Raw genomic sequence first — 25,518 nt, forward strand, 5'->3', positions numbered from 1 at the left:
TTTCCCCGCGTTCTGATCGCGCGGCGCGACCAGAACGCGAGGGGGCCGGACCGCCGCCGGCCCGCCCCACTCGCGTTGGTGCGCTGCGCAACTGCGACTCAGTGGCCTTCGGCAGCGAAACGCTCGATCGATTCGGCGATCTCCTTGGTGGCCGAGGCGAGGTCGGCCCACTCGCCCTTCTCGGCGGACTTGCCCGGCTCGAGCGTCTTGTACGACTCGAAGAAGTGCGCGATCTCGTCGAGGAGGAACTTGTTGACGTCGCCGAGGTCGGCGATGTCGTCCCAACGGGGATCCTTGGCCGGTACACAGAGCACCTTCGCGTCGTCCCCCGCCTCGTCGACCATGTGGTACACCGCCACCGGACGAACCCACAGGTGGGTTCCGGGCACGACCGACTCGTTCAACAACACGAGTGCATCGAGCGGGTCGCCGTCGCCGCCGAGGGTGTTTTCGAGGTACCCGTAGTCGGTCGGGTACGCCATCGAGGTGTAGAGGTACCGATCGAGCCACAGGGCCCCGGTCTCATGATCGATCTCGTACTTATTGCGGGAACCGCGGGGGATCTCGATGATTGCTTCCAGCTTCAGTGCATCGCTCATAACGGGGGTCATCGTACCGGTCGCCCTCGGGCGGCGGTATCTCAGCCGTTGAGCAGCGACGGGATCATGTCGAACAGCGCGTGGGTGAAGGTGATCGCCTCGGAGAGCATCCAGTTGCCGGTGATGATCAACACGATGCCGATGGCCGCGAACTTGGGGACGAAGGCGATGGTCGACTCCTGCAGCTGGGTCGCTGACTGGACGAGTCCGATCAACACGCCGACCGCCAACGCGGTCAGCAGCACCGGTGCCGCGAGCTTGGTGGTGAGGATCATCGTCTGGATACCGATGTGGGTGACGGCGGAATCGGTCATCGAATCTCCGAAGAATGGGTGCGCTATTTGAAGTTGGCGATGAGCGACTGGGCGATGAGCGCCCATCCGTCGACCATCACGAACAGCAACAACTTGAACGGCAACGAAACGAACGTGGGCGGCAGCATCATCATGCCGAGGCTCATCAGGCCGGCGCTGACGACGAGGTCGATGACGAGGAACGGCAACAGCACCATCACCCCGATGATGAACGCGGACTTGAGTTCGCTGAGGATGAACGCCGGGATGACCGTCATGAGCGACAGGTCGTGGAGATCGTCGGGGCGTTCCGAATCGGACGCCTTGATCATCAGGTTCAACTCGTCGTTGCGGGTGTTCGACAACATGAAGTTCTTGATCGGCCCCTCGGCCTCCTTGAACGCCACCGACTGCTCCATGTCGCCCTTGAGGTAGGGCTGGAATGCGTTGTCGTTGATCTCCTTGATCGTCGGTGCCATGACGAACAACGAGAGGAACAAAGCGAGCCCGGTCACGACCTGGTTGGGAGGGATCGACTGCAGGCCGATCGCGTTTCGGGCGATCGACAACACCACGACGATGCGGGTGAAGCTGGTCATGCACACGAGCAGTGACGGCACCAGCGACAGCAACGTCAACATGATCAGGATGACGATGCTGCGCGACGGTCCGGCGTTGCTGTCGGCGCCCGTGCCGTCGGGTCCGCTCTTGGCGTCGGTGTCGCCGAACATCGACCCGAAGTCCAAGTCGATGGTGATCTTGTCGTCGCCCGGGCCGGCGTCGCCGATCTCGGGAATGCTGGCTGCGGGCGTCGTCTGCGCTCGCGGCGGCGCAGGGGTTGCTTGCGCTGAGGCGCCGGACGCGGACGCGGTGAACCATCCCAACATCGCGACGCAGACGACGATGATCACACCGATTCGGCGCAGCATCAGTCGATTCGTCGTGGCGTGAAGTGACTCGGACATCACGGATCAGCTCGGGATGTGCCGGACGGTCTTGTCGCGAAGGCTGTCGAGCCACCCGCGACCTTCGATGGGCCGTGTCGTCGCAGGCCTGGTCGCAGCATGCCCGCCATCCGCCGGCGAACCGATCGCAGAGGTCGACACCGGGATATGGGCCGGTCCCATCGAAACGGCGTCGAGTTCAACGACCGTCGGCTGCGCCGTACCGTCGAGGTTCGCCTCGACGGTGACCTCGCCGAGAACCGTGACGTTCGATTCGCTGACCCCGAGGGCGAAAACGTTGTCGCCGACCCGAACGACGGCCACGGAGGTGTTGCGGCTCAGCGCCTTGCGTTCGATGATCTCGACATGGTCGTCGTTACGGCGAGCGGCGAGCGGCGAACGGCCCTTGACGACGCGTCCGGCAACCCACATCAGCCCGAAGACGAGGGCGAGGGAGAACCCCAGGCGCACAAGAAGAAGAAAGGTGTCGGCGCTCACGCCGGAACCCCACCGCCCACCAACTCGGTGATTCGAACGGCGTACTGGTTGTCCACCACGATGACCTCGGCGCGGGCGAAGAGGGTGCCGTTGACCAGCAGGTCGACGGGGCTGCCGGCCTCTCGTTCAAGACCGATGACCGAGCCGGGTTCGAGCGACAACAACTCGCTGACCCGCAGTCGGGTTCTGCCGAGTTCCGCGGTCACTTCAAGGTTGACATCGGCGAGGAGCGCCAGGCCGCGGGCGAGGCGGTGGTCGTCGACCTCGGGCCGGGTGCTGGATTCGGGCACCACGTCGGAGACGGTTGGCTCGATAGCGGGTGCACCCGGTTCGGCGAAGGCGATGTCGGGGATGATCGGGTCGGGGGTGGTGGCCGGGGCCTGTGTCGGGACCTGGGTCGGGGCCGTCGCCAGCGCGGGACCGGCGGCACCGAGCGTGGCGACGACGTTGTCGCCGTCGAAGACCCCGGCACCGACCAGGCCGGGCCGGCTGCTCAGGAACTCGACCAGGTCGTGTTCGTTTTCGAGGCCGACGACTTGGGCGAGCTGTTCGTGCCGGGCTCCGGCCAACTCCGCAATCGTGTCCGAGAGGGCATGTTGCAGCGCCGTCGGGGTCGTCTCACCGGCGAATTCGCTCGCGAACCCGTTCGTCAGGGTGATGGCCAGGACAATGTCATCGCCGTAGACCAATCCGATCCCGACACATCCCGACGCCAGATCGGGCACCAGTTCTGCGGCCGAGTCCTGCGGGGCAGCGGGCCCAGCAAGTCGAGCGTCTCCGATCAGGCCGACCGTGCCGCGCTGGAGCAGCTCGCTCAGGTCGTCCACGAACGTCGCAGTCGAATCGATACCGGTACTCACAATGAGCCTCCGAAAGTGTGGGAATCGGGTGTCGCTGAGCTGTCTGCGGTGCCGTCGCGGAAGGTGGATACGACCTGACACGCCACTTGGGTGCCGGAGCGGGCGGGACGCACCTCTGCGAGCCGCCGTTCGTCGACGAACAAGGGCAGGGCCGAGTCCGGCGTCATTCGCAGCGAGATGATGTCGCCCACATCGAGCGCGAGGACGCGATGAGAGGGCAACTTGATCGGCTCGAACGCGACGACGACCTCGACGCTCACCGACGCGAGTGCGGACTGCATCTTGAGTTCGCTCTCCGATTTCGACAGCGGGGTCGTGTGGGTCGACTGCGAACGCACTCCGGCGAGTTCGCGCGTCGCCGCCGGGCCGAGCACGATGTGCAGCGGCAGTCGTTCATCGCCGATCACCACCGTGATGGTCACGGTGGAGCCGGCAGCGAGCCGGTCGTTGAGTTCCGACTCGATGGTTTCTGTCATGCGCCCGATGGGAAGGTGGCCCTGCCCGGATGGGCGCAGCTCTCCGATCGCGCCGAAGGTCGGTTCCAGCACCGTCGACAACAGGTCGCGGTCGATGTCGGTGAGGCGACGGTTGTCGATCGTGCGTCCGGTTCCGCCGAGGAGCCGGTCGACCACCGTCAGGCCGAGGGCGGTGGGAACCACGACCGCGATGGCGTCGAGGTCGGGACCGAAGGTTGCGATCACCCGGTAGGAGCCGGCGCCAGCGACGTTGTCGAGCAGCGTGGCGGAGCTGGATGGATCGAGGGTCTCCGAGGTGGGATCCGGTCCGGGGGTCACCTCGGAGACATTGATGAGGACCTCCGAACCAAGCAGATTCGACCACCCGGCGGTCAGCGGAAAGGTCAACTCGGCGAAGCGACGCGCGACGACCTCGAAGTCGGCGGGGGAGAACTGGTGCATGCCGTCGCCGAACACGGCGCGTGGGTCACGGTTCGTTCGCCGAGGGTCCGCGGAATGGGTGGTCACAGGTACCTATCGGCACCCCGGGCCGAACGATGAGCGCTGATCTCGGATTTCTGGGCTGAATGACCCAGTCGCCCGCGCAGTGCCCTTACTGCATGACGAACTCGGTGAAGAACACGTCGACGACCTCACCCTCGTAGGTCTCCTTGAGGTGTTCTTTGAGTTCGGTCTTGATGAGTTCCCGACCCTCAGCGCTGGCGAGTTCCGCCATCGACCGCCCGCCGAGTTGGGAAATCAACAGGTCGTTGGCCTTCGACGTGGCACCCGCTTCGAATTCTTTCTTCTCCACGCCCTCGATGAGCTGCAACGCCACACCGACCCGGAGAAAGTGTCCGTCGGCCAGGTTGACGTTGATCGGTTCCATCGTCGCGATTTCGCCGAGCACCGGCGCCAGCGTTGTCGTGGGGTGTTCCGCGGCTTCGGCGCTTCCGCCAGAACCCATGAAGTAGCCGCCACCAAGGAGGCCCAAGGCCAAGATGATCGCCGGAACGGTGTTGGACTTTCCGCCCTTGTTTCCCTTGTCCTTCTTCGCCTTCTTCGCGCCTTCGTCGGCGTCTGCGCCGGTCTCGGCTGCTTCGGTCGTGTCACTCATGGGACCCCTCCTTGGGTGCGTGAGCTGTGGGATTTGAGCTGGTTGGAGCCGTGTCGAACGGGCTCGCCGGGGCGACGTCGGTGTCGAAGGCGGCGGTGTTGGACGCTGCGACGACGAGGCCCTCGGTCACGATGACAAAGTCGACCCGACGGTTGCGGGCGCGGCCTTCGGCGGTGGCGTTGTCGGCGACGGGGTGATGCTCACCGCGTCCGGATGCTGTGATTCGCTGTGCGGGCACGCCGCGTTGATCGACCAGGTGTCGCGTCACCGCGGTAGCCCTCGCGGTCGACAGCTCCCAGTTCGAAGGAAACAGTGCCGTCGAAATCGGCGTGTTGTCGGTGTGTCCCTCGACGATCACATCGTTGGGGATCGCTGCGATCACGGTCGCGAGCCGGTCGAGCACGACGAGTCCGTCGATGCGCAGCGCCGCCGACCCGGCATCGAACAGCACCCCCTCAGCCGCAACGGACACGATCAGTCCGCGTTCCTCGTTACGGAAGGTGACGTCGTTCGCAACGCCGGCCTCGGCGGCGCCCTGTTCGATCTGTTGGCGGACCGCTTCGAGTTGCTCCAAGGCCGCTGCGTGCGCTGCGGCGTTGAGCTTTGATTCCTCAAGCGCCTGGAGGGCTTGGCCGGTCAGGAGGTCGGGTTTCACATCGGGTTGAACCCCGCCGTCGAAAACCCCCTTGCCGCCGACGCCGTCACCGCTGCCGACGATGTGCAGTGAGTCGGCAAAGCCGGCCGCGACCTCGCGGGCCTTGTTGACGTCGACCTGGCTCGATGCCCACATGACGAGAAACAGCGCCATCAACAACGTCAACATGTCGGCATAGGGAATGACCCATGCCTCGTGATTGACGTGTTCCTCGTGTTCCTCGTGGTGCTTTTTCTTCTTGCTCACTTCTCATCCTTGAGGCGACGGTGACGCCGGCCTAGGCGCTCTTCTTGTCGGCGTCGCCCCGTTCCGACGGCGGCAGCGAGCTGCGCAACATGTCGTCGAGCAGGCGCGGGTTCGCCCCGGACTGGATCGACAGCACCCCTTCGGCGATGAGGCGCTTCTGTGCGATCTCCACCGCCGACATCACCGCCAGCTTGTTTCCGAGCGGCAGGAAGATGCCGTTTGCTGCGAACACGCCCCAGAACGTCGCGGTGAACGCGCCGGCGATGCCTTGGCCCAGTTCGGAGGGTGAATCGAGCAGGTGCATCGTGTGGATGAGGCCGATGACGGCACCGATGATGCCGAAGGTCGGTGAATAGATGCCGATCGAGGTCATCATCTTCGACCCCTGCTTGTGGCGGGCCGACATGGCGGTGATGTCGGCCTCCATGACGTCGCTCACCATGTCGGGGTCGGCCCCGTCGATCGCCAGTTGCAGCCCGCGACGAAAGAACGGGTCCTCGATGTTCTTGGCCTGATCCTCAAGGGCCAACAGTCCCTCGCGGCGGGCCATCTCGGCGAAGCTGACGATCTGGTCGATCAACTCGCCGTTGTCGCGGAGCTTCTGGCCCTTGATGCCTTTGATCAGCACCTTGGGCAGTGCCTTCGCATCGGCCATCGTGTTGGAGAAGAACGTCGCACCGAGGGCGGAGAGCAACACGATGAGAAACGCCGCCGGCGTGGCGAAGAAGGTCATCGGGCTGACGCCGTCGAGGATGGCTCCGACGAAGACGCCCACGAGCACCAACGCGAGTCCGAGAAGGGTTGCTGGATCCATCAATACTCCTGTGTGCCGGGTGCGGCGACCCCATGACGGTCGGTCACGAGATGCAGGGGTGCCGGATCGGCGATGATGCGGTCATTGTGTCGTTGAGCGGCGGCGATGACCCTGGCGCGGAACTCGATCACGCGGGCGATCACCTCGGTAGTCGGCTCCGAAACGACGTACTTGGTTCCGTCGATCAGCGCGATGACGGTGTCGGGAGTCGACTCGACGCGTTCGATCAGGTCGGGGTTGAGGCCGAGTTCCGATCCGTTGAGGCGAGTGAGGAGAATCATGGGAGATCCGTTGGCAGGGCCGCGACAGGGCGACGGTGGTGGTTGTTACATCGGACGTTTCGTCGCGAAGCTGAGGCGTTGACCCGATATCTCCGGGACGGTTCTCAGGTGACCGGGCGCGCCCCGGCGGGGCGCGCCCGGTCAGTGTCAGCGCTTGAGGTTGACGAGTTCCTGGAGCATCTCGTCTGAGGTCGTGATCACGCGACTGTTGGCCTGGAATCCCCGTTGAGCCACGATCAGGTTGGTGAATTCCATGCTCAAGTCGACGTTGGACATCTCGAGGGTGCCCGAGGACACAAGTCCTCGTCCCGCCCCGCCTCCGGGGGTGCCGACCTGGGGAATTCCCGAGTTCACCGACTCCTTGTAGTTGGTGCCACCCGAAGCGGTGAGACCTCCCGGGTTGGCGAAGGTGGCGAGGGCGAACTGGCCGATGAATCGTGTGCGGCCGTTGGAGTAGGTTCCGACGATGAGACCTTCATGGGAAACGGAGAAGGTCTGCAGCGAACCGGCCGCCGAGCCGTCCTGGACGAGGATGGCGACCGATTCGATGGTGCCGTACTGGTTGATCGGGCTTTCCGAGGCCAGATCGATGGTGACGGCCTGGGTTCCGAACCCGGGCAGGCCGCTGCCTGCCGGAATCGTGAGCTGTCCACTCGCTGGCGTGGCGAGCTTGCCGCTCGCGTCGAACACCAGGTTGGAACCGAGTCCGATACCGGCGGCCGGAGGTGCCGGCTGCAGGCCGCCTGCACCGTCCACATAGCGTGCCTCGGCCTGCCAGGTGTCGGGAACCCCGGCGACCTTGGTGAACTCGAGCCGCAGGCTGACGGGGTTGCCCTGGCCGTCGAAGATCGACGCCGCGGTGGTGAACACCGTGCCGTCTGCCGCTCCAGCGGGAAGGTTGCCGCCGACGGTGACCACCTGGGTCTGGATCGGGGGCACGAGGTCGCCGACCGGGATCGTGATCTTGTCGATCGGCTGGGTGATCGGAATCGTGCCGTCGAGCTGTGCCTGCCAGCCCTGGACGAACGAGCCGTCACTGGTCGTGAGCCGTCCGAGCGCGTCGACTGCGAAGGAGCCGGAGCGGGTGTAGCTCGTGCCGGTCGGGTTACTCAGGATGAAGAAGCCGTCACCTTGGATGCCGAAATCGGTGGAACGCCCGGTGGCCTGTAGCGAGCCCTGCCCGAAGTTCGTGGAGATGGCGGCGACCTTTGAGCCGAGCCCGATGGCCGACGGGTTGGTGCCGCCGGTCGTGGTCGTCGCCAGGCCTGCGCCGCGGTACTGCTGGCTGAGCACGTCCTGGAAGACCACCGACGACGACTTGAAGCCGGTGGTGTTGACGTTGGCGATGTTGTTGCCGACGACGTCCATCATCGTTTGATGGTTGCGAAGGCCGGAGATGGCGGAATACATCGAGCGGATCATGAATTACTCCTGGAGGTGAGAGGGTGGACCGTGTGGTGCGGGCCGTGGTGTGCGGGTCAGCCGGTCAGCTGATCCTGGTGACGGAGGTGAGTTCCGCTTCCTTGCCGCTCACCTGGAGGGTTGTCTTACCGGCGACCTTGCCGGCGCTTTCGACGACGCCGGAGGCTTCGACCCCGGTCGCTGCATCGATGTAGGTGACCGTTCGTCCGATCAGCGCGCTCGCCGTGGAGAGGTGCTGTGCGGCGGTCATGTCCTTGATCATCTCGACCTGACTGAGCGTCGAGGTTTGCTGCATGAGTGCGGCGGAGTCGGTCGGCTTCATCGGATCCTGGAACCGGAGTTGAGCGACGAGCAGGTTCAAGAAGGCCTGGTTATCGAGTTGCCCCTTCGGGTTGCTCACGGCCTTGCCTTCGCCGTTGAGCGAATCGATCGAGTACGACGCAGCGGCGGTTGAAGAGATGGGTGTGGTCATGGCTGCTCCTTAGAGGTCGACCTCGACGGACGCGGACCCGCCGGGGCGCTGGCGCCGCGTGGTCGGCGGCGCGGTGTCGGTGTGCTGATCGGTGTCGGTCAGCGAATCGGTCGCCGAATCGGTGCTTCGCGCAGTTGAGGTGTGGTCGCTCGAAGATGTGGCCTGGCCGCCACCGTGGTGCGGGGAACCCTGCTGTGAGAGGTCGACGCCGAGGTGGGCGAGCCGTACCCCGTCGGCTTCGAGGGTGTCGCGTAGCTGGGGCATCTGGGCGTTGAGCGCTTGGACCGCCTGGGCCTTGTCGGCATGGAGACTCAAGGCAACCTGACCCTCATGGAGGCTGAGCTCGACGCGGATCTTGCCGAGCGCCGCCGGGTCGAGGTTGATCGTGAGCGTGCTGGCAGCGCCGGGCCCGCCTCGGAGAAGTCGGGAAGCGCCGAGAATCTTGGTTCCGTTCGGACCGTGTTGAGCGAGCGCGGTTTCCAGTTCGGCGAGCCGGGCCTCGGCGATGACCCGAGTGGCAACCTCGGCCAACGGATCGGGGGCGCGGGTGGATCCGTCGGTCGCCACCGGTGGCGTCGAAGCCCTGGTGAGCGCCGCGAAGCCGGGTTCGAGCGCCGATTGGCCGTCCGACGGTGACCCGGTGGTCATCGGTGCAGTGTGGGCTCCGGTGGGCGGCGGGTCCGCCGTATCGGCTGGATCCTCGCCGGACCGGGGGTGCCCCTCGGTTGAGGCGGACGTGTTGGCGGCTGAAGCCGGCGTCGTTTCGGGACCTCGTGACCCAGCGACGAGTTCGGCGGTCATGGCGGACGGCTGGGTTGGATTCGGCGCGGCGGTTCGCGTGGTCGAGCCTGCGGTGCCGGCGCTCGGTGTGCGACCGGTGTTCACGGCGTCGGGTTCAACGTCATGGGTCTCGGAGGAAGCGACCGCCGCAGCGATAGTGAGGGCCGCCTCGGCTGGGGCGGGTGGTGTCGTGGCCGACGAAGCGGTTGAGGTGGGGTCGTGGGCGGTGCTAGCGACCGTCGCCGAATCGAGTGCCGATTCCGAGGGTGCGTCGGTCGTCGGGGTGGCGCTGTGCGCGTGAGCCGTGCCGGCGGGGGCCACCTGGCCGGTCGCCGCCGCAGCAACAGCAGCGCTGTCGTCCACCGCCGTCGGAGCCACCTGCAGGCCCTGGGCGGTCAGCGCCACCAACACTGCGACCTCAGCGGGTGAGTTCAACGATTCGTCAGCCGACGCGGCATCGGTGTCCGGCGAATCGTCGGAGGTTGACGTCGTGGTTGACGCGGCCTGACCGGCCTTGTCGCTCGTTGTTCCAGCGGTCTTGGACGTCACCCGCCGGAATTCGCGTCCGAAGGCGGCGCCCCCGTTCGATGTCGTGGCGTCGCGAGACCGGCGTTGCGCGACCGGTGGAGCCGCGGCGGCAGGGGCGAATGCAAGAAGATCGGTGCTCATGGTTCTCGGTTCTCGGAATCTCGCAAGGGGGGTGGCTACGGGGAGTGGAAAGCTGGTGTGGATGACCGTTGTCGGGGGGTCAACGAAGCGGTGAGGCGCCCCCGAGGAGGCCGGTCACCTTGGCGACGTAGTTGCGGGTCTCGGTGAAGGGCGGGATGCCTCCGTATTTCGCGACGTTTCCAGGGCCCGCGTTGTAGGCGGCCAACGCCAGTTCGATGGATCCGAAGCGATCGAGTTGTTGGCGGAGGTACCTGGCTGCACCATCGATGGCCTGCGCCGGGTCGCTCGGGTCGATGCCCAACCCGGCGGCGGTTGCCGGCATGAACTGCATGAGGCCCTGAGCACCGACGGGGCTTCGAGCGGTCGGGTCGAAGTTGGACTCGGTCTTGGCGATCGCCGCGAGCAGCGTCGGATTGAAGCCGTACTTCGCACCGGCGGTCTCGAACAGTGACGCGTATGGTGCGGCGCCGGCCATCGACGCGCCCAGCGAGGCGGAGGAACTGGCACCGACCCCCAGGGCCCGGGGGGACGCGACGGGGTTGGCGGCACCGAGGAGGCTCAGCGCCGCTGCCGCGTCGCTTGCGGTGGGAATCACTCGACGGATGGCGACGATCTCTCGGGTGATATCGCCGATCTTCACAACCTCGCCGCTACGTGGCGCGTGAAGCATCTTTCCGCCACCCACGTAGAGTCCGACGTGATTGACCGGTTGTCCGAACGCCAAGATGTCGCCGGGGCGGGCCTGGTCCAGCGATTCCACCGCCGTGCCGGACGTTGCCTGTTGGCGGCTGACCCGCGGCAGCTCGATGCCGAGTTCGCCATAGACACGTTGGATGAGTCCCGAACAGTCCAGGCCGGTTTCGGGGTCGGTCCCACCCCAGCGATAGTCGACGCCGAGGTACTTCGAAGCGGTGGTGATGACGTCGTGTCCGGTGGGGAGTGGCGAAGCTGCTCCGGTAGCGGTGGATCCTCTTCCCAAACCCCCGAGCGACGCGACGAGCGCGGCGTTCATCGGGTTGTTCTCGATCGCGGTTGCGAGCAACGGAGCCATCGACAGCTGGGATGTGTTCGTGGTGGCGGTGGCCCTCGACATGGCGGCTCCGAAGGCGCCGGCGTCTCGGTGCGAGGTCGGGCGAGTGGCCGCCGGAGCGAAGCGCTGTTCGATTTCGGCGATCCGCTGGGGGACGATCGAGATCGGGGTGCTCATTGTCGCGGCCCCCGGTAACGGATTGTGGCCGTCTCATCGGTCACGAGTTGCGCTGCTCTGGTGACCTCGAAGCGCCACTCTTCGCGCTTGCGTTCGTCGAGGCGATCCAGCGTCCGGACCTTGCGTGCGGCGGCGACGTAATCGTCGTGTCGTTGCTGCATGATCGAAAGCGCGTTGGCTTCCGCCGAGCGAGCGGCGATGACTGCGTCGCGATGGCGGTCGAGTTGCTCGCGCTCGGCGAGGAACTGTTGAGATGACCGTTGGCCGGTATCGGGAAGGACCGAGCCGATTTCGGCGAGGCGCGCCTGCAATGCAGCGCTCGCCTCGTCGGCGTCGTGGCGAGCATCGGCGAGTGCCGCCTTGGCCTGGTCCTCGGCGATTCGCTGAACCCGTTGTGCACCGGCAAGGGAGAAGCGGTACTTCTTCATGGCAACATCCCGGCGCTCGTCGCCGTCTGGGCTGCCATGGCCTGGGCCATCGGAATCTGCCCGGGAACCGGAAGCTGCATCCCGACCGGGACCGTGCCCCCACCGGTGTGGTCGGCGACGTTCGGCGTCGCCAACAGGTCGCGGAGACGTTGCCATGCGACGCCGGGCGCGTCGGTCTCGTTCATCGATTGACGCAGAAATGCGTTGATCTGGTCGTGCAGCGCCACGGCGCGATCGACGGTCGGGTTGGCTCCCGGCTTGTAGGCCCCGATCTCGATGAGGTCGCGCGCCTCCCGGTAGGCGGCGAGCAAGGCTCTCAACTCGCGCATCAGGGATTGTTGGTGGTCGTCGGTGACGGCGCCGGCGACGCGAGAGACCGAGTCGAGCACCTCGATGGTGGGGAAGTGGCCCTGCGATGCCAGTGACCGCGACAACGTGACGTGCCCATCGAGGATCGAGCGCGCAGTATCTCCGACCGGATCGTTCATGTCGTCACCCTCGACGAGCACGGTGTACAGGCCGGTGATGCTGCCGTGCTCGGCCGCGCCGGCGCGTTCGAGCAGCTTCGGGAGCAGGCCGAACATCGAAGGTGGATAGCCGCGCGTGGCCGGAACCTCGCCTGCGGCAAGTCCGATTTCACGCTGGGCCATGGCGAATCGGGTGAGGCTGTCCATCATCAGGTTGACGTTCTTGCCCTGGTCGCGGAACCACTCCGCGATTCGGGTGGCGACGAATGCCGCACGCTTGCGGACCAAGGCGGGTTGATCCGAGGTGGCGACGACGACGACGGCGCGCTGCAGTCCCTCCGGGCCGAGATCGTGTTCGATGAATTCGCGCACCTCGCGGCCGCGTTCGCCGATCAGCGCCAACACGGAGACGTCGGCTTCGGTGCCTCGGATGATCATCGACAGCAGCGATGACTTGCCGACACCGGAGCCGGCCATGATTCCGATTCGCTGGCCGCGGCCGCACGGCACGAGGGTGTCGAGTGCACGAACTCCGAGGTGCTGCGGTTGGCGCACGAGGGCACGTCGCAACGGATGCGGCGGCTCGGCGTCCACGTCGACGTGGGCGAGGGCATCGAGCGAGGGGCCGTCGTCGAGGGGCACGCCCATTCCGTCGAGGACCCGGCCGAGCAATTCGAACCCGACCGGCACTCCGGGCGCGGCGGCGTCGATGCGTGCCGGGGTGCCGATCTGCATTCCGCGAAGCTCGCCGAGGGGCATGCCGATCGGGCCGTGTTCGCCGAGCGCGACGATCTCTCCGAGCACTCCCGGGTGGTCGCCGAGCCGGACCATGTCGCCGATCGCGGCGGGAAGCCCTTCGATCTCGAAGGTGAGCCCGACCACGCGGACGACCCGGCCGGTGACGGTCGGCCTGGCGGCGTTCAACGCCTTGCGGATTGCGGGGTCGGTCAGAACTGAACTCATGGCCGGACCTCGTCGCGGCCGCCCCGGCCACGGGCCAACTCGCGCCGGACGCGATCGAGCGCTGGGCCGAGCTGCCCGTCGATCGTGGTGGAACCGACACTCAACACACATCCACCGCGTTCGACGGCGCTGTCTGCGATGAGTGCGATCGGGCGAGCGTCGAAGACCGGATCGGCGGCGTCGATGGTGGCCAGGTCGTCGGGGTTGAGGTGGGCGGCGACGTCGCCACGGTCGGGTGCGAGGGCCAAGGTGCGAACGAGCGCATCGCGCCCGGGATCCGCGGCGGTGTCCAACGCGCGACCGATCACCGCCTCGGCAATGGCCATGGCCAGGTCGACCACGTGGGCTCCGAACGCTTCAACGCCGGCAACGTCGCGGTGATGCAGGTCCTCGACCGCTTCGGTGAGCGCCGTGAGCGCGTAGGAGATCTGGGGGGTGGCCGCAGTCATGGCCGCGACACGACCCTCGTCGAGTCCGCGGCGGTACCCCTCGAGGCGCTGGCGTTCGAATTCCGCCTCCATGGCCGTGTCGAGAGCCTCACGGTCGACGACGCTTTGCGTGCTCATGGCGATGGTCCCGCCGGGCAACGACAGGTCCTCGATGGTCGGGAACGGATCAGTCAACAACATCATCGAGTCCTCGGTTGATCACGATGTCGCCGCTGTCTTCAAGGGTGCGGATGACCTTGACGACCTCGGTGCGGGCGAGCGCTACCTCGGCGGCGCGAACGCCTCGGAGCAGGTCGATCTCCTCCATCAGGTTCTCGGCAGCACGAGAGCTCATGTTCTTCAAGACCTTGGTCTTGGTGGTCTCATCGGCTCCCTTGAGTGCGACGGCGAGACCGCGGGTGTCGACCTGGCGCAGGATCTGCTGGACCGCCCGATCGTCGAGGGTGACGATGTCTTCGAACGTGAACAGCTTGGCCCGGACCTCGTCGGCCAATTCGGGATCGATCTGTTCGAGCTCCGCGAGCACGACCCGCTCGGTGGCCTTGTCGGAGCGGGTCAACAACGCGATCAAGCCCTCGGCGCCGCCGACCCGTTCTTCTGCGAGCTCGGCAAGCAGCGTCTGAGCGCGGTCGTGGAGCCGGTGTTCGATGGCGTCGATGGCGGCAGGATTGGTTCGTTCCATCGTCGCGACGCGGATGCCGAGGTCGCGCTGGGCTTCCTCATCGAACCCGGCGAGGACCCGGGCGGCGCGTTCAGGGCGCAGGTGGGCCAGCACGACGGCGACCGTCTGAGGATGTTCGTCGGCGAGCATCGACACGAGGGTCTCGATCTCGAACGGTGCGAGAAACCCGAACCGGCCGTGTTCGACCCGTCCGAACAGTTCCGCAGCGGCGATCGGACCGAGCGACAACTCGATGAGCTCGCGGACATCCTGGTGGGTGACCCTGACGTCGCCGCGTTGGCGTTCCGCGGTGCGAGCGAAGTCATCGATCACCCCGTCGATCGTCGGAGCGGTCACATAGCCGACCCGCTCAAGTTCTCGGGCGACCGCCGCGACGTCTTCGGTCGACAGCTCGCGCAACACGCGGGCAGCTCGTTGCCGGTCGAGGCTCATGATGAACACGGCGACCTTCTGCACGCCGCTGAGTCCGTCGATTCCATCAAAGCCGTCGACGGACGGCATCGTTGCGGTCATCGCGGGGTCTCGCGTCGATCGCCAAGCCACGACCGCAACAGGTCGGCGACTTCGTCGGGTTGGTTGTCGATGAGGTCACCGAGCGCCTCGCGTCGGCCGGTCGGATCGATCGACCGCGAGGTCGCCTCGCTGGAGGCGGCGTCGAGCGCGGCGCTTACGGCGACCAACTCGCCGGGGCCGTCCTCGCGGTCGCTGCCCCCATATCCCTCGACGAGGTCCCGCTCGCTGGTGGGGAGCTCGCGGGTCATCATCTCGATCGGTTCGAGCGTCAGGTTCTTGCGCTTGCGGCGGCGCAGCACGAAGCCGATTACGGCCACAGCAGCAACCCCGGCGACGGCGTACATCCAGATCGGGGTGGCGGTCGGTTCGTCGCCGTTCTCGCGAAATGCCAGTTCCTCGCGCATCGATTCCGTTGCGGTCTGGTCGAGCTTGAGCCGCGAGATCGCAACGGTGTCGCCACGGTCCGGATCCAAGCCGGCCGCGGCGGAAACCAGCGTCTGAACTTCGGTGATCTGGTCGGGGCCGATCGCATCCTCGTCGAGGACGACGGCGACCGACAGGCGATTGATCGCCCCGGGGGCCTTGGAGGTCTCCTCGACGACCTTGTCGACGGCGTTGTTCACCTGCCGTTCGTCGAGTTGGTACCCTCCGGAGCCGTCGGTCGGGGAGTTGGTCCCTTCGGCCGAACCCTCGGTCCCGAGGACTCCGGCGGCATTGTCGCCAGCCCCGGAGCCCGAGTAGTTCTCGCTCCTCGTCGATTCGTTGATCGCCAGCGCCTGGCCAGGCACGATCGTCGACGGTGGTGCGTAGGACTCCGACACCGACTTCGATGAGTCGAAGTCCAGGTCGGCGGCGACGGTGACGCTGGCATGGCCCTCGCCGACGATCTTGGCCAGCATCGACTCGATCGATCCGGCAAGCGAGGTTTCGTACGCCGCGGTCGTTTCCTGGTTGTCGACCCCGCCACCCCCGGTGCCCACCGGCCCGTTGGGGGAGGCGAGCACGCGCCCCTCGGCGTCGGTGACGGTGACGTCGCTCGGATCGAGGTTCTCAATCGCGCCCGAAACGAGGTTCACGACCGCTTGGACCTGGCTGCCAGACAACGAGGAATTACCTTCGGTCTTGACCATGACCGAACCGGTCGCGGCCTGGTGGTCGAGTGCGAACGTGCTGTTCTTCGGGAGCGCGAGATGGACGGTTGCGGCGACGACGCCGTCGATCGACTCGATCGTGGTGGCGAGTTCGCCTTCCATCGCCCGTTGGTAGTTGACGTGTTGACTGAACTCGGAGCTGGTCAGGTCGGTGTTGTCGAGGATCCCGTATCCGACCTTGCCGGAACCCGGGAGGTCGACCGAGGCGACGTCGATCCGCGTCTGATACACACGATCCTTTGGCACCATGATGGTCGAGCCTCCGCCGGCGAGTTCGTACGGAACGCCGAGCGAGTCGAGTTGTGCGGTGATGGCCTGGGCGTCCTCGGCGACCAGGTTGGTCATGAGCGGCGCGAACTCGGTCTTGTTGCCGAAGACGCTCATCGCCAGGACGCCGATCACCACCAGCGCCGCCGCGGCGCCCATCATGGCGCGCTGTCCCGGGGAGAACGCGGCCAGCGAGTCGGTGGCCTTGGCGTTCCAACCGGCAAGCCCTGCGGAGCTTTCGGCGTTGGGATTCATCGTGTCGACCATCTACCTCAGACCTGCATTCTCATGATCTCGTTGAACGCCTCGAGCGCCTTGTTGCGCACGGCGACGGTCAACTGGGTGCTGAGCTGCGCTTCGGTCGCAGCCATCATGTAGTCCTCGATGCTCTGCAGATTGCCGGTCGCAGCGTCGCGGGCGAGCTGGTCGGCGTAGAGGTGCTGATCGTTGAGGCTGTTCAGCGCGCCGGAGATCGCGGTGTCGAACCCCTCGGCCCCGCTGGAGCGGGTCGACAGGTTCGAGTCGGTCGGGGTCGCGACCGGGGCGACCGTGGCACTGGACAGTCCGGCGGAGACGGGGCTGATGATCGCCACGGCTACTTACCGATCTCGAGTGCTCGAAGGTACGAATCGCGAGCCCGCTCGAACACCGAGGTGTTCACCTGGTACGCGCGTTGGGCGATGATCATGTTGGTCATCTGTTCGCCGAGGTCGACGTTCGGCAAACGCACGAGACCCTCTTCGTTGGCGAGTGGATGATCGGGCTGATACGCGAGGATCCCCTCCGGGTCGTTCTCGACGATGCGACTCACCGAGGTCCCCCGACCGATCTGGCCGCGCACACCGTGGCCGGAGCCAGGTCGCGATTGTGCGACGACGTACTTCGACTCGTACGCGTTCTCGTCCATTCCACGCACGGTCGACACGTTGGCGACGTTGTCGGCGATGGCGTCGAGCCACACCTTGTAGGTGCTCATCCCCGAGGCCGCGACCCCGAGTGCGGAAAACATTGCGCCCATCGCCATCACCCCGTAATCACGGTGCGCAACAGGCCGTACTTGGCGTTCGCAGCGGAGATCAGAAGCTGCTGGCTCAACGCCGTCTCGGTGAGCGAGGTGATCTCGCGTTCGAGTTGCACGTTGTTGCCGTTGGGCAGCGGAGCGTCGTTGGTGAAGGTGGTCGTGGCCCGCGCCGTCTGCGGAGTGCCGGCGTCGACCGCCCGGGTGAGCTGCGACTCGAAATCGACGCGTCGGGCGCGGTAGCCGGGAGTCTCGACGTTCGCGATGGCGTCCTCGTGTTGGGACTTGCGCAGGTTCAGGCCACGCAGCCCCGATCCGAGGGTTTCGAGGGTGAGGTCGCTGATCATCACACGATCCTCGATCGGGATCGCGTTGATGCAGCGCAGTCGGTGCGCAGGGAACGCGGAATCATCAGATCTCCAACAAGTGGTCCGTCGCCGGTCCCTGGCGAGTGACGTGAGCGCTCCGTTGCTCCGACTTCTATCGGCACCCCGAAGCGCAATCTGAGGAGATCAGCGCGGATCTGTAGAAAAACCCGACGGTCGACCCATGATCGACCATCGGTGGTGGGTCTCGCGGCCCAGCGGTCGGCGAGATGAGGTTGGCCAGCGTACTTCTAGGCCGAGGTGTCGAGTCGGCTGGGTTCCGGGCTGGAGTGGGCCCAGCGCCGCGGTCCGCGAGACGTGGTCCCGCGCAGTTCGGAGTCGATCTCGCAGAGTCGTGAACGGCACAAGGTGGTGACGTGCCCGATGCGTTCGACGACCAGGTTCGCGAGTTCGGTGAGCTCCTCGGGGATGGGGCCGAGCTCCACCGGAAGACGCTGCGGCGAGACCGACTCGTAGTCTCCGGCATCGATGTCGGAGAGGATCGCCGAGAGCTCGCGCCGCCACGATGCCGCCGCTTCAGTCGGATCGTTCGTCGGCACGGTCACGGGTCCCACCTCGCACTTCACCGTCATCGCTGCGCGGCAGGGCCGCCGGCCATCACCGAGTTCGCGGCCTGCTCCCAGGCGTCGCAGAGCGGTTCGATGTGCGATCGGCACTCGCGAACCGTTGCAGCGTCTTTGGTCATGTTGGCGTCGAGGAGTCGGCGGTACAGGTACTCATAGAGTGCGCCGAGTTGTTCGGCCGCAGCCCAGGCGTCGCGATCGAGCGCCTCGTCGAGGGCCAACACGATGTCCTGGGCGTGCTGGAGATTCCGGCTCGTCGCCTCGAAGTCTCGATCCGCGATGCCCGCTTCGGCCGCGACGAGGTCCCGACACAGCCGTTGATACAACGCCACCAGCAGTTGCGGTTTGGACATCGTCGCCTGGCCATCGCGCGCGTAGCGGGCCCGCGCCGCAGCCACCTTCGTCGTGCTGCTTGGCGGAGTCGGAAGTGGCGCAGCAGCACGCTCGAGCGGCAACAGCGTTTGCGATGTGTGGCCAGCGGTGGGCAGTGCGGGAGCGGTCGGGTGCTGGACGGGGGCGAGAGGCATTCGGTCGAGTCCTAGGGCGTGCAGGGCTACTTGGAATTGTTCGAATTGAGCCCAGCGGTCATCGACGAGACCATCGAGCCGGTTGCGTTCATCGAGCTGAGCAACGTCTCGAGCGCCGCGAACTGCGCCTTGAGGCGAAGCTCGCGGGCGTCGAGCCGGATCTGGTATTGGTCGATCGACTTCTGGAAGTTGGTGATCTGAGTTTCACGGGAATTCTTCGCCTTGGCGAGGTAGCCGAACTCCTTGTCGACGGCGTTGTTCACCGCGCCGAGCAGGCGTTGGGCGATACCCGGCTCGTAGGTGAGGTCGAATGTGCCCGCTTGAGTGGTGCGTACCGACAGACCGCTGAGTTGCCCATTCGTGGTGGCCAGCGACAACGTCTGGCCGACGCCGGTGGCGCTTTGGCCGTTGATGGTTCCGATGACGTCGGTTCCCGATGCCGAGGTGTAGGAGGGGCTGCCGGCGATGTCATCCCAGCTGACATCGAATGACGTGCCGCTTCCGTAGGCGTTCGAACGGATCTCGATGCCGCCGCCGCTGGCAGTCGCCTGGAGTGCGAAACCGCCCACTTGGAGCTTCGTGTTCAGCGAACCCGCCAGCGTGGCCGCATCGGCGGGTCCGTTTGTCAGATCGATGTCGTTGCCGGCGCCGTAGCCGACCGCCATGACGATTTCGACCCCGTTCAGTTTGACCCGGATGGTCGCCGGGTTGGTGATCGGAACCTGTCCCACCATGCCCAGCTGGCTCGCCTGGGTGGCGGCCTGGGTGACGACCACCTGGTGGCTGCCCGCTGCGAGGAGCGCTCCGGCGGACGTGAGCGACACGGCGCTGGATGCAGATCCGCCGCTGGTGGCCGAGGAACCCTGGACGAACAGGCGCTCGACCGCGGTCGGGTCGGCGTTGTAGGCGGAGAGAAACTTGGCCTCGTCGAACTGGACGGCGCCGTTGCGGTCGACGGAGATTCCGGCGGCCCCCGCCGAGCCCAGCGGAGATTGAGCGACGGCGTCGGTCAACGCTCGCGTGAGCGCCTGGGTGGCCTGGCGCGCAGCGGCATCGCCCGACAGCGTGGATCCGCGGGAGGTGGCGGCGTTGAACGCCGTCTGCTTCTTGATCTCGGCCAGGGCGTCGTTGACCGAAGTGGCGAGCGCCTTGACCCGCTCGGCCAGCGCCTTGCCATCGCGCTCGACCGAGATGGTGACCGCTTCGTTCGACACCGCCTTCGCGGTGATCGTGATGCCCGAGACGAGCTCGGAGAAGGTGTTGGTGCTCGAGGTCACGCTATAGGCGTTGGCGCCTTCGCCGATCGTGAGCTGGGCGTCTCTGCCTTGGGACGTGACGGCTGCACCGTAGGCGGCGTCGAGCCCTGCGAGATCGAAGGTGGATGCCGCCCCGGAGGAGGCGGAGGACATCTGGAGGCGGAATCCGGATCCGGTGTTGACCACGGTGGCACGCACCCCGAGCCCAGCGTTGTTGACCGCCGAGGCGATCTCGTCGATCGATCCGGAACCCACCGAAAGGCTGGTCGTGGTGCCTGCGACGGTGAGCGAGATGGTGCTCGAACCTCCGGTGGTCATCGACGTGGTTCGATCGGCCACCTGGGCGCTGGTGAGGGTGTGGGCGGCGGCGAGTTGGGAGACGGTGAAGGTGAGCGACCCTGCCGCGGTCGTCGCTCCGCTGGAGACCTGGGCGGTGGCGAGGGCGATGTTCGACGAGGTGGTGGCGCTCAACGACCAGTCGTTGGTGCGGTCGAGGTTGTTCGCGGCGGTCGTCACCGCGGTCATTTTGGTCAGGATGGAGTTGTAGGCGTCGATCGCCGACTGCGCCTTGGCCTGGCGCGCCTCCATCTGGTTGACCGGGATCCGCTCGATCGCCATCAGGCTGGTGATGATTTTGGCGGTGTCGAGACCGCTGGCCAGACCGTCAATCGCCATGGCGGGCCACCTTTCGTGGGTGAGCGCCTACGGGATGCGAGGCACCATGTCTCGCATCCCGTAGTGCTGGTGGGGTTACTGCAGGAGGCTGAGCACCGACTGGCTGAGGCTGTTGGCCTGGCCGAGCATGGAGGTTCCGGCCTGCATGAGGACCTGGTTCTTGGTGAAGTTGGTCATTTCGGAGGCCATGTCGACGTCGCGGATGCGTGACTCCGAGGACACGAGGTTCTCGGTGGTGACCTGCAGGTTGTTGATGACCGATTCGAAGCGGTTCTGGGTGGCGCCGAGCTTGCCGCGTTCGGTCGACACGGTGGTGATGGCCGTATCGAGTGCGGTGATCGCCGCCGCCGGTCCGCCAGCGGCGGTGAGGTCGAGGGTGGAAATCGCCAGCGCCCCGGCCCCGGTGCCCATGTTGGCGACTCCGACCGTGATGGTGTCGCCATTGTTGGCGCCGACCTGGAAGACCCGACCGGTGAAGGTGCCGTCGAGCAGCGCCTGGGAACCGAACTTGGTCTTGGTGGCGATGTCGTTGATCTGGGTCCGCAACTCGGCGAACTCGGCCTGGTTGGCGGCGATCGCTGCGGTGTCCATGGTGCCGGTGTTGGCGGCGCCGACGGCGAGGTCGCGCATGCGGTTCAGCATGGAGTGGACCTCGGTGAGCGCACCTTCAGCGGTCTGTGCGACCGAGATGCCGTCTTGGGCGTTGCGGGTGGCCTGCTTGAGTCCGGAGATCTGGGCTCGCAGGTTCTGGGAGATGACCAGGCCTGCGGCGTCGTCCGCCGCGCGGTTGATGCGGAAACCCGAGGAGAGCTTTTCGAGGCTCTTGCCCATCGAGGTGTTCGTGCTGGACAGGTTGCGCCAGGCGTTGAAGGCGGCGACGTTGTTGTTGATACGCATGGTTGTCCAATCCTCCGTGATTGGGTGTGGTGGAGCGGCCACGCTCCTCGTGGCCGTTGTCGGCTCGGGTCGAGTCGGCAGGTGATGTATCGGCCGGCGGCCGCCGGTTCTGAAGCACTCATCCGAGAAATCGAACGGTTGAGTCGCCCGACCCGGCTGAGGCGACGGTCGTGGGTCCGACGGCCCTCGCCCGATTGCAGAGGTCGCCGATCGCTCAGGTTCTGACCGAGCTGGCCGATAACGACACCATGACTGTTGCCGACAACACGACGACCGACATTGCCGCATCGCTCGACGAGCTGTCGCGCGTGTTGTGGAGACAGCGCGAACTCATCGAGCTGCTCGACTACCGCCTCGAGGTGCAACGGCTCGTGCTCATGGGCGGCCGACCCGACCACCTCCAGCGTGCACTCGGCGACGTGGAGACGGCGATGGACGAGATCCGCCGATTGGAGCGCAACCGCGACCTCGTCGTACGCGAATGTGCCGGTCGAATCGGTCTCGCACCAGATGCGACACTGTCGATGCTCAAAGATTCCGTTGCCGAACCGTGGTCCAGTCGACTCGCCGAGCACCAGAACGCATTGCTGGCGCTCGTGGCGGCGACCGAACGCAACGCTGCGGCCAATCGCGAGATCGCAGCGCAGGGGGCTGCGGAGACCCGAGGGGTGATCGATGAGATCACCGGCACCCCGTCGTTGTCCGGTTACGGCCCCAACGGAACCCGAAACAGCGGTGGTGGCCTCAGCCGTCCGGCGTTGATCGATCGGGAGGTTTGAGATGTCGACATTCGGCGGACTCAACACGGCGGTCAGCGGGCTCAATGCGCACAAGCGCTCCATCGAGGTCATCGGCCACAACGTCGCCAACGTCAACACCGAAGGGTTTTCGCGGCGACAGGTCGTGCTCGAGCCGTCGGTCGGTCTGCGGACCGCGTCGAGGCACAACACGGGATTCTCCTGGTCGAACCTCGGGGTGAACATCGCGACGGTTCACCGGGTGCGCGACGCCTTCCTCGACGCTCGCGCCCGTTCGAGCGCGGCCGGATCGTCGGAGGCCAACAAGCTGACCGAGGTGCTCGGCACGCTCGAAGCAGCGATGCCCGAACCAGGTGACAACGGGTTGAACACCAAGCTCGCCAACTTCTGGAACGCGTTCTCAGATGCGGCGAACCAGCCGGGGGCCACCCCTCAACGCACGAGCGTGTTGGCCCAGGGGGAGTCGTTGGCGACCGGGATCCGAAACGCTGCGGAGAGCCTCCAGGTCGCTCACGACAACTATTCGAGGGAGCTGGGCGATGTGATCGCCGAGGTGAACTCGCTCAGCGATCAGGTGGCAGACCTCAACAGCCAGATTCGACAGTCCACGATCTCGGGCATGAACGCGGCGGACATGATGGACCAGCGCGACGTATTGATCGATCGACTTGCCGCGTTGACCGGAGCGACGACACGTCCGGGCGAGTACAACCAGACGACCGTGGTACTCGGAGGTAGCACTCTCGTGTCCGGAGAGTTACGCGAACACCTCGCCGTACGCGAGATCGGTCCGCTCAACCCCCCGCTCAACAACCTCGACCCGCAGATGACCCAGGTGCAGTGGGCCCGTGACGGTTATGCGGCAGCGTCGCTCGGCGGCACGACCGGCGGCATCGTTGCAGCATTGAACGACGTCATTCCGCGCTACATGAATGAACTCGACACCGTCGCTCAGACACTGATCTCCACGGTCAACGCACAACACCAACTCGGCGAGGGCCAAGACGCCGTCTCCGGCCGGAACTTCTTCGACGTCAGCGGCCCGGGGCCGGTCTCCAAGCGGATCATGTTGAGCTCCGACGTCGCCGGGCAGCCGCAGAACATCGCGTTGGCGGCATCGGGAGGCGGTGCCCTCGACGGGTCGAACGGGTACGCGCTCGCGGCGCTCATGACCTCCGCTACCGGCGCCAACGCGTCGTATGAATCGATGCTCGGTCGACTCGGGATCGAGGGGCAGGCCGCCGCTTCCCGGGCGGAGACCCAGGACCAGTTCGCACAACAGACCGAAACCCAACGTACGTCGGTGGCCGGGGTCAACGTCGATGAGGAGATGACCAACCTCATGATGTCCCAGCGCGCCTATGAGGCATCCGCGCGGATGCTGACCGCCATCGACGAACTGCTCGACGTTTTGATCAACCGCACCGGCATCGTCGGACGTTAGGAGCCCATCTCATGATGACCAGAGTCGCAACCTACGGCGGATCACGGTCGACGTTGGCGAACATCCAGCGGTCGTTCGTCCGCCTCGACCGCGCCCAGGAACAGGTCGTGACCGGCAAACGTGTTAACCGGGTGTCGGACAACCCGACCGACGGGGTGTCGTCGGTGATCAATCGAACCCTGTTGAAGCGCCTCGAGCAATACGAGCGCAACGCAACCGAAGCCGACGCCTGGCTGCTCGCCAACGATTCGGCCCTCGCCGACAGTGCGACCAGCCTGATCTCGGCTCGCAGCCGACTCGTGCAGGTCGGTGGTGCGCCGGACGCCGTCGCTCGAAAGGCCATCGCCGACGAACTCCGTGCGACGGCGGAGACGATGATCGGAACGGCGAATGCGACCAAGGCCGGCCGCCAGATCTTCTCGGGAACTGCGGATGTCGCGACCGCGTACGCCCTCGATGGCTCATATCTCGGCAACGCGACGCCGGTCACGATTCCGGTGTTCGATTCGATCGCCATCCGGGTCGACCGCACGGGTCCGGAGGTGTTTGGGGTCTACGACGCCGGCGACCCCTCGGCGGGCAACATCTTCCAACAGCTTCGGTGGATGGCCGATGAGATCGAGGCGGGCAACGTGGCGGTGGCGGCCTCCGGGCTCGGCACGATCGACCACGCGCTCGAACGCCTCGCGACCGCTCAGGTGGAGCTCGGAACACGCCACGCGCAACTCGAATCCATTCAGGCGAACATCGCCGGATCGAAGGTTTCGACCACGGCTGCGATCTCCAAGAACGAGGACGTCGATGCCGCCGAGGCGATCATGAACTGGCGCACACGCCAAAGCGCTTATGAGTCGGCGTTGAAGGTCTCCGCTCAGACGATGCAACAGAGCCTGCTCGACTTCATTCGCTAGGCGACTGCTCATCTCTGCGGCGGCGCCGCCGATAGTGAGGTGATGTCCGAGACGGTCGACTGCGCATCGTCGGCGAGGCCGCCGTGCGGTTGAGCCTCGACCCTCAGTTCTTCCTCGCGTTCATGTACGCCATGATCCGCTGCAGCGCGTGGTTGTTTCTCGCACCGCCGTTGCGCGGCAACGCCCCGGTCATGGTCCGGTCGGGGCTCGCGATGTCGCTCGGGCTGGTGATGGCGCCACGGCTCCTCAACGGCCCAGAGCCACTCGAGACCGATCTCGGTTCGATCCTGGCCGGGACGCTGCACAACGCCGTGATCGGCCTGGTGCTGGCGTTCGTCGTGTTCATGTTGTTCAGCGCCGTCTCCGCGGCGGGATCGATGATCGATACCTTCTCGACCCTGAGCTCCGCCCAGCTGTTCGACCCGATGCAGGCCGCGGCCGCCGGCCCGGTCAGTCGGCTCTACCAGATCCTCGGCACCGCGATGCTGTTCGCGACCAACGGCCACCTCATCTTGTTCGAGGGACTAGCGCGCACCTTCGATCTGTCGCCGGTGGACGGATTGAGCTTCGAGCGGATCGGGGCCGTGGTCACCTCGGACCTTCAGACCTTCCTCCTCGCCGCGATGCAGATCGCCGCACCGATTCTGATCGCGTTGTTCCTCACCGAGATCCTCCTGGGTCTCGCATCGCGGGCCGCACCGAAACTCAACATCATGGCCATCGGCTTCGGGGTGAAGACGCTGGTGACGTTCATGCTGTTGGGGGCCGCGCTGCCGCTGGTGGCCTACTTCACCGGGCAACTCCTCCAGAAGTCGCTGGGCTCGATGAGCGCGATCGTGGGCGGAGGCTGA

At 65.9% G+C, this 25,518-nt stretch carries 29 protein-coding genes and 1 pseudogene; 4 read left to right on the top strand and 26 right to left on the bottom strand.

Annotation, left to right across the window (positions count from 1 at the left end):
* Positions 1 to 98 precede the first annotated feature (98 nt).
* The 26 genes and pseudogenes from M9952_04920 to M9952_05045 all read right to left on the bottom strand — a co-directional run bounded on the left by M9952_04920 (position 99) and on the right by M9952_05045 (position 21,554).
* A complete protein-coding gene (locus tag M9952_04920) occupies positions 99 to 587 on the bottom strand; it encodes an inorganic diphosphatase (GenBank protein MCO5312263.1) in 489 nt (162 codons plus the stop codon).
* Positions 588 to 640: 53 nt separating this feature from the next.
* Positions 641 to 913, bottom strand: coding sequence for a flagellar biosynthetic protein FliQ (locus M9952_04925; GenBank protein ID MCO5312264.1), 273 nt, complete (start codon positions 911 to 913; stop codon positions 641 to 643).
* A 23-nt stretch (positions 914 to 936) separates the two neighbouring features.
* A complete protein-coding gene (fliP, locus tag M9952_04930) occupies positions 937 to 1,857 on the bottom strand; it encodes a flagellar type III secretion system pore protein FliP (GenBank protein MCO5312265.1) in 921 nt (306 codons plus the stop codon).
* 6 nt (positions 1,858 to 1,863) lie between these two features.
* Entirely contained in the window at positions 1,864 to 2,334 is a 471-nt protein-coding gene (locus tag M9952_04935; protein MCO5312266.1) for a flagellar biosynthetic protein FliO, read from the bottom strand.
* Positions 2,331 to 3,194 carry a flagellar motor switch protein FliN gene (gene fliN / locus M9952_04940; protein ID MCO5312267.1) on the bottom strand — a complete coding sequence of 288 codons (864 nt, stop codon included), beginning with the start codon at positions 3,192 to 3,194 and terminating at the stop codon, positions 2,331 to 2,333. Before fliN ends, M9952_04935 begins: the two co-directional genes overlap by 4 nt.
* Positions 3,191 to 4,177 (bottom strand): FliM/FliN family flagellar motor switch protein, encoded by a 987-nt coding sequence (locus M9952_04945; protein ID MCO5312268.1) that lies wholly within the window; start codon positions 4,175 to 4,177, stop codon positions 3,191 to 3,193. The genes fliN and M9952_04945 overlap by 4 nt, the downstream gene beginning before the upstream one ends.
* 85 nt (positions 4,178 to 4,262) lie before the next feature.
* On the bottom strand, positions 4,263 to 4,766 hold the full coding sequence (locus M9952_04950; protein ID MCO5312269.1) for a flagellar basal body-associated FliL family protein: 504 nt from the start codon (positions 4,764 to 4,766) through the stop codon (positions 4,263 to 4,265).
* Positions 4,759 to 5,667 (bottom strand): flagellar motor protein MotB, encoded by a 909-nt coding sequence (locus M9952_04955; GenBank protein ID MCO5312270.1) that lies wholly within the window; start codon positions 5,665 to 5,667, stop codon positions 4,759 to 4,761. The genes M9952_04950 and M9952_04955 overlap by 8 nt, the downstream gene beginning before the upstream one ends.
* A 31-nt stretch (positions 5,668 to 5,698) precedes the next feature.
* On the bottom strand, positions 5,699 to 6,481 hold the full coding sequence (locus M9952_04960) for a motility protein A (protein ID MCO5312271.1): 783 nt from the start codon (positions 6,479 to 6,481) through the stop codon (positions 5,699 to 5,701).
* The gene (locus tag M9952_04965) at positions 6,481 to 6,762 is read right to left on the bottom strand and encodes a flagellar FlbD family protein (GenBank protein MCO5312272.1); all 282 of its coding nucleotides are present in this window, start codon (positions 6,760 to 6,762) and stop codon (positions 6,481 to 6,483) included. The genes M9952_04960 and M9952_04965 overlap by 1 nt, the downstream gene beginning before the upstream one ends.
* 147 nt (positions 6,763 to 6,909) lie before the next feature.
* The gene (locus tag M9952_04970; protein MCO5312273.1) at positions 6,910 to 8,184 is read right to left on the bottom strand and encodes a flagellar hook protein FlgE; all 1,275 of its coding nucleotides are present in this window, start codon (positions 8,182 to 8,184) and stop codon (positions 6,910 to 6,912) included.
* Between the two features lie 64 nt (positions 8,185 to 8,248).
* Positions 8,249 to 8,656, bottom strand: coding sequence for a hypothetical protein (locus tag M9952_04975; GenBank protein MCO5312274.1), 408 nt, complete (start codon positions 8,654 to 8,656; stop codon positions 8,249 to 8,251).
* A 9-nt stretch (positions 8,657 to 8,665) separates the two neighbouring features.
* Complete coding sequence (locus M9952_04980; GenBank protein ID MCO5312275.1) at positions 8,666 to 10,105, bottom strand: flagellar hook-length control protein FliK; 1,440 nt, start codon at positions 10,103 to 10,105, stop codon at positions 8,666 to 8,668.
* A gap of 79 nt (positions 10,106 to 10,184) precedes the next feature.
* Positions 10,185 to 11,312, bottom strand: a complete 1,128-nt coding sequence (locus M9952_04985; GenBank protein MCO5312276.1) for a transglycosylase SLT domain-containing protein — start codon at positions 11,310 to 11,312, stop codon at positions 10,185 to 10,187.
* Positions 11,309 to 11,740 carry a flagellar FliJ family protein gene (locus M9952_04990; protein ID MCO5312277.1) on the bottom strand — a complete coding sequence of 144 codons (432 nt, stop codon included), beginning with the start codon at positions 11,738 to 11,740 and terminating at the stop codon, positions 11,309 to 11,311. Before M9952_04990 ends, M9952_04985 begins: the two co-directional genes overlap by 4 nt.
* 167 nt (positions 11,741 to 11,907) lie before the next feature.
* Positions 11,908 to 13,170, bottom strand: a pseudogene (locus M9952_04995) (FliI/YscN family ATPase).
* A complete protein-coding gene (locus tag M9952_05000; protein ID MCO5312278.1) occupies positions 13,167 to 13,799 on the bottom strand; it encodes a FliH/SctL family protein in 633 nt (210 codons plus the stop codon). The pseudogene M9952_04995 and the gene M9952_05000 overlap by 4 nt, the downstream one beginning before the upstream one ends.
* Positions 13,786 to 14,814: a flagellar motor switch protein FliG gene (fliG, locus tag M9952_05005; GenBank protein MCO5312279.1), complete on the bottom strand. Its 1,029-nt coding sequence runs from the start codon at positions 14,812 to 14,814 to the stop codon at positions 13,786 to 13,788. Before fliG ends, M9952_05000 begins: the two co-directional genes overlap by 14 nt.
* Positions 14,811 to 16,487, bottom strand: coding sequence for a flagellar M-ring protein FliF (gene fliF / locus M9952_05010; GenBank protein MCO5312280.1), 1,677 nt, complete (start codon positions 16,485 to 16,487; stop codon positions 14,811 to 14,813). Before fliF ends, fliG begins: the two co-directional genes overlap by 4 nt.
* 17 nt (positions 16,488 to 16,504) lie before the next feature.
* Complete coding sequence (gene fliE, locus M9952_05015) at positions 16,505 to 16,825, bottom strand: flagellar hook-basal body complex protein FliE (GenBank protein MCO5312281.1); 321 nt, start codon at positions 16,823 to 16,825, stop codon at positions 16,505 to 16,507.
* 2 nt (positions 16,826 to 16,827) lie between these two features.
* Positions 16,828 to 17,250, bottom strand: a complete 423-nt coding sequence (gene flgC, locus M9952_05020) for a flagellar basal body rod protein FlgC (protein ID MCO5312282.1) — start codon at positions 17,248 to 17,250, stop codon at positions 16,828 to 16,830.
* Positions 17,251 to 17,255: 5 nt separating this feature from the next.
* Positions 17,256 to 17,597: a hypothetical protein gene (locus tag M9952_05025; protein ID MCO5312283.1), complete on the bottom strand. Its 342-nt coding sequence runs from the start codon at positions 17,595 to 17,597 to the stop codon at positions 17,256 to 17,258.
* A 269-nt stretch (positions 17,598 to 17,866) separates the two neighbouring features.
* Positions 17,867 to 18,181, bottom strand: a complete 315-nt coding sequence (locus M9952_05030; GenBank protein MCO5312284.1) for a hypothetical protein — start codon at positions 18,179 to 18,181, stop codon at positions 17,867 to 17,869.
* Positions 18,182 to 18,204: 23 nt separating this feature from the next.
* Positions 18,205 to 18,726, bottom strand: a complete 522-nt coding sequence (gene fliS / locus M9952_05035) for a flagellar export chaperone FliS (GenBank protein ID MCO5312285.1) — start codon at positions 18,724 to 18,726, stop codon at positions 18,205 to 18,207.
* Between the two features lie 26 nt (positions 18,727 to 18,752).
* Positions 18,753 to 20,657 (bottom strand): flagellar filament capping protein FliD, encoded by a 1,905-nt coding sequence (fliD, locus tag M9952_05040; GenBank protein MCO5312286.1) that lies wholly within the window; start codon positions 20,655 to 20,657, stop codon positions 18,753 to 18,755.
* A gap of 75 nt (positions 20,658 to 20,732) precedes the next feature.
* The gene (locus M9952_05045) at positions 20,733 to 21,554 is read right to left on the bottom strand and encodes a flagellin (GenBank protein ID MCO5312287.1); all 822 of its coding nucleotides are present in this window, start codon (positions 21,552 to 21,554) and stop codon (positions 20,733 to 20,735) included.
* Between the two features lie 248 nt (positions 21,555 to 21,802).
* On the opposite strand from M9952_05045, the gene M9952_05050 reads away from it, so the two are divergent.
* The 4 genes from M9952_05050 to M9952_05065 all read left to right on the top strand — a co-directional run bounded on the left by M9952_05050 (position 21,803) and on the right by M9952_05065 (position 25,518).
* Entirely contained in the window at positions 21,803 to 22,333 is a 531-nt protein-coding gene (locus tag M9952_05050; GenBank protein ID MCO5312288.1) for a flagellar protein FlgN, read from the top strand.
* 1 nt (position 22,334) lies between these two features.
* Complete coding sequence (gene flgK, locus M9952_05055) at positions 22,335 to 23,756, top strand: flagellar hook-associated protein FlgK (GenBank protein MCO5312289.1); 1,422 nt, start codon at positions 22,335 to 22,337, stop codon at positions 23,754 to 23,756.
* A gap of 11 nt (positions 23,757 to 23,767) precedes the next feature.
* On the top strand, positions 23,768 to 24,667 hold the full coding sequence (locus M9952_05060; protein ID MCO5312290.1) for a hypothetical protein: 900 nt from the start codon (positions 23,768 to 23,770) through the stop codon (positions 24,665 to 24,667).
* Between the two features lie 83 nt (positions 24,668 to 24,750).
* Positions 24,751 to 25,518 carry a flagellar biosynthetic protein FliR gene (locus tag M9952_05065; GenBank protein ID MCO5312291.1) on the top strand — a complete coding sequence of 256 codons (768 nt, stop codon included), beginning with the start codon at positions 24,751 to 24,753 and terminating at the stop codon, positions 25,516 to 25,518.

Source organism: Microthrixaceae bacterium (assembly GCA_023957975.1).
Classification (GTDB): Bacteria; Actinomycetota; Acidimicrobiia; order Acidimicrobiales; family Microtrichaceae; genus JAMLGM01.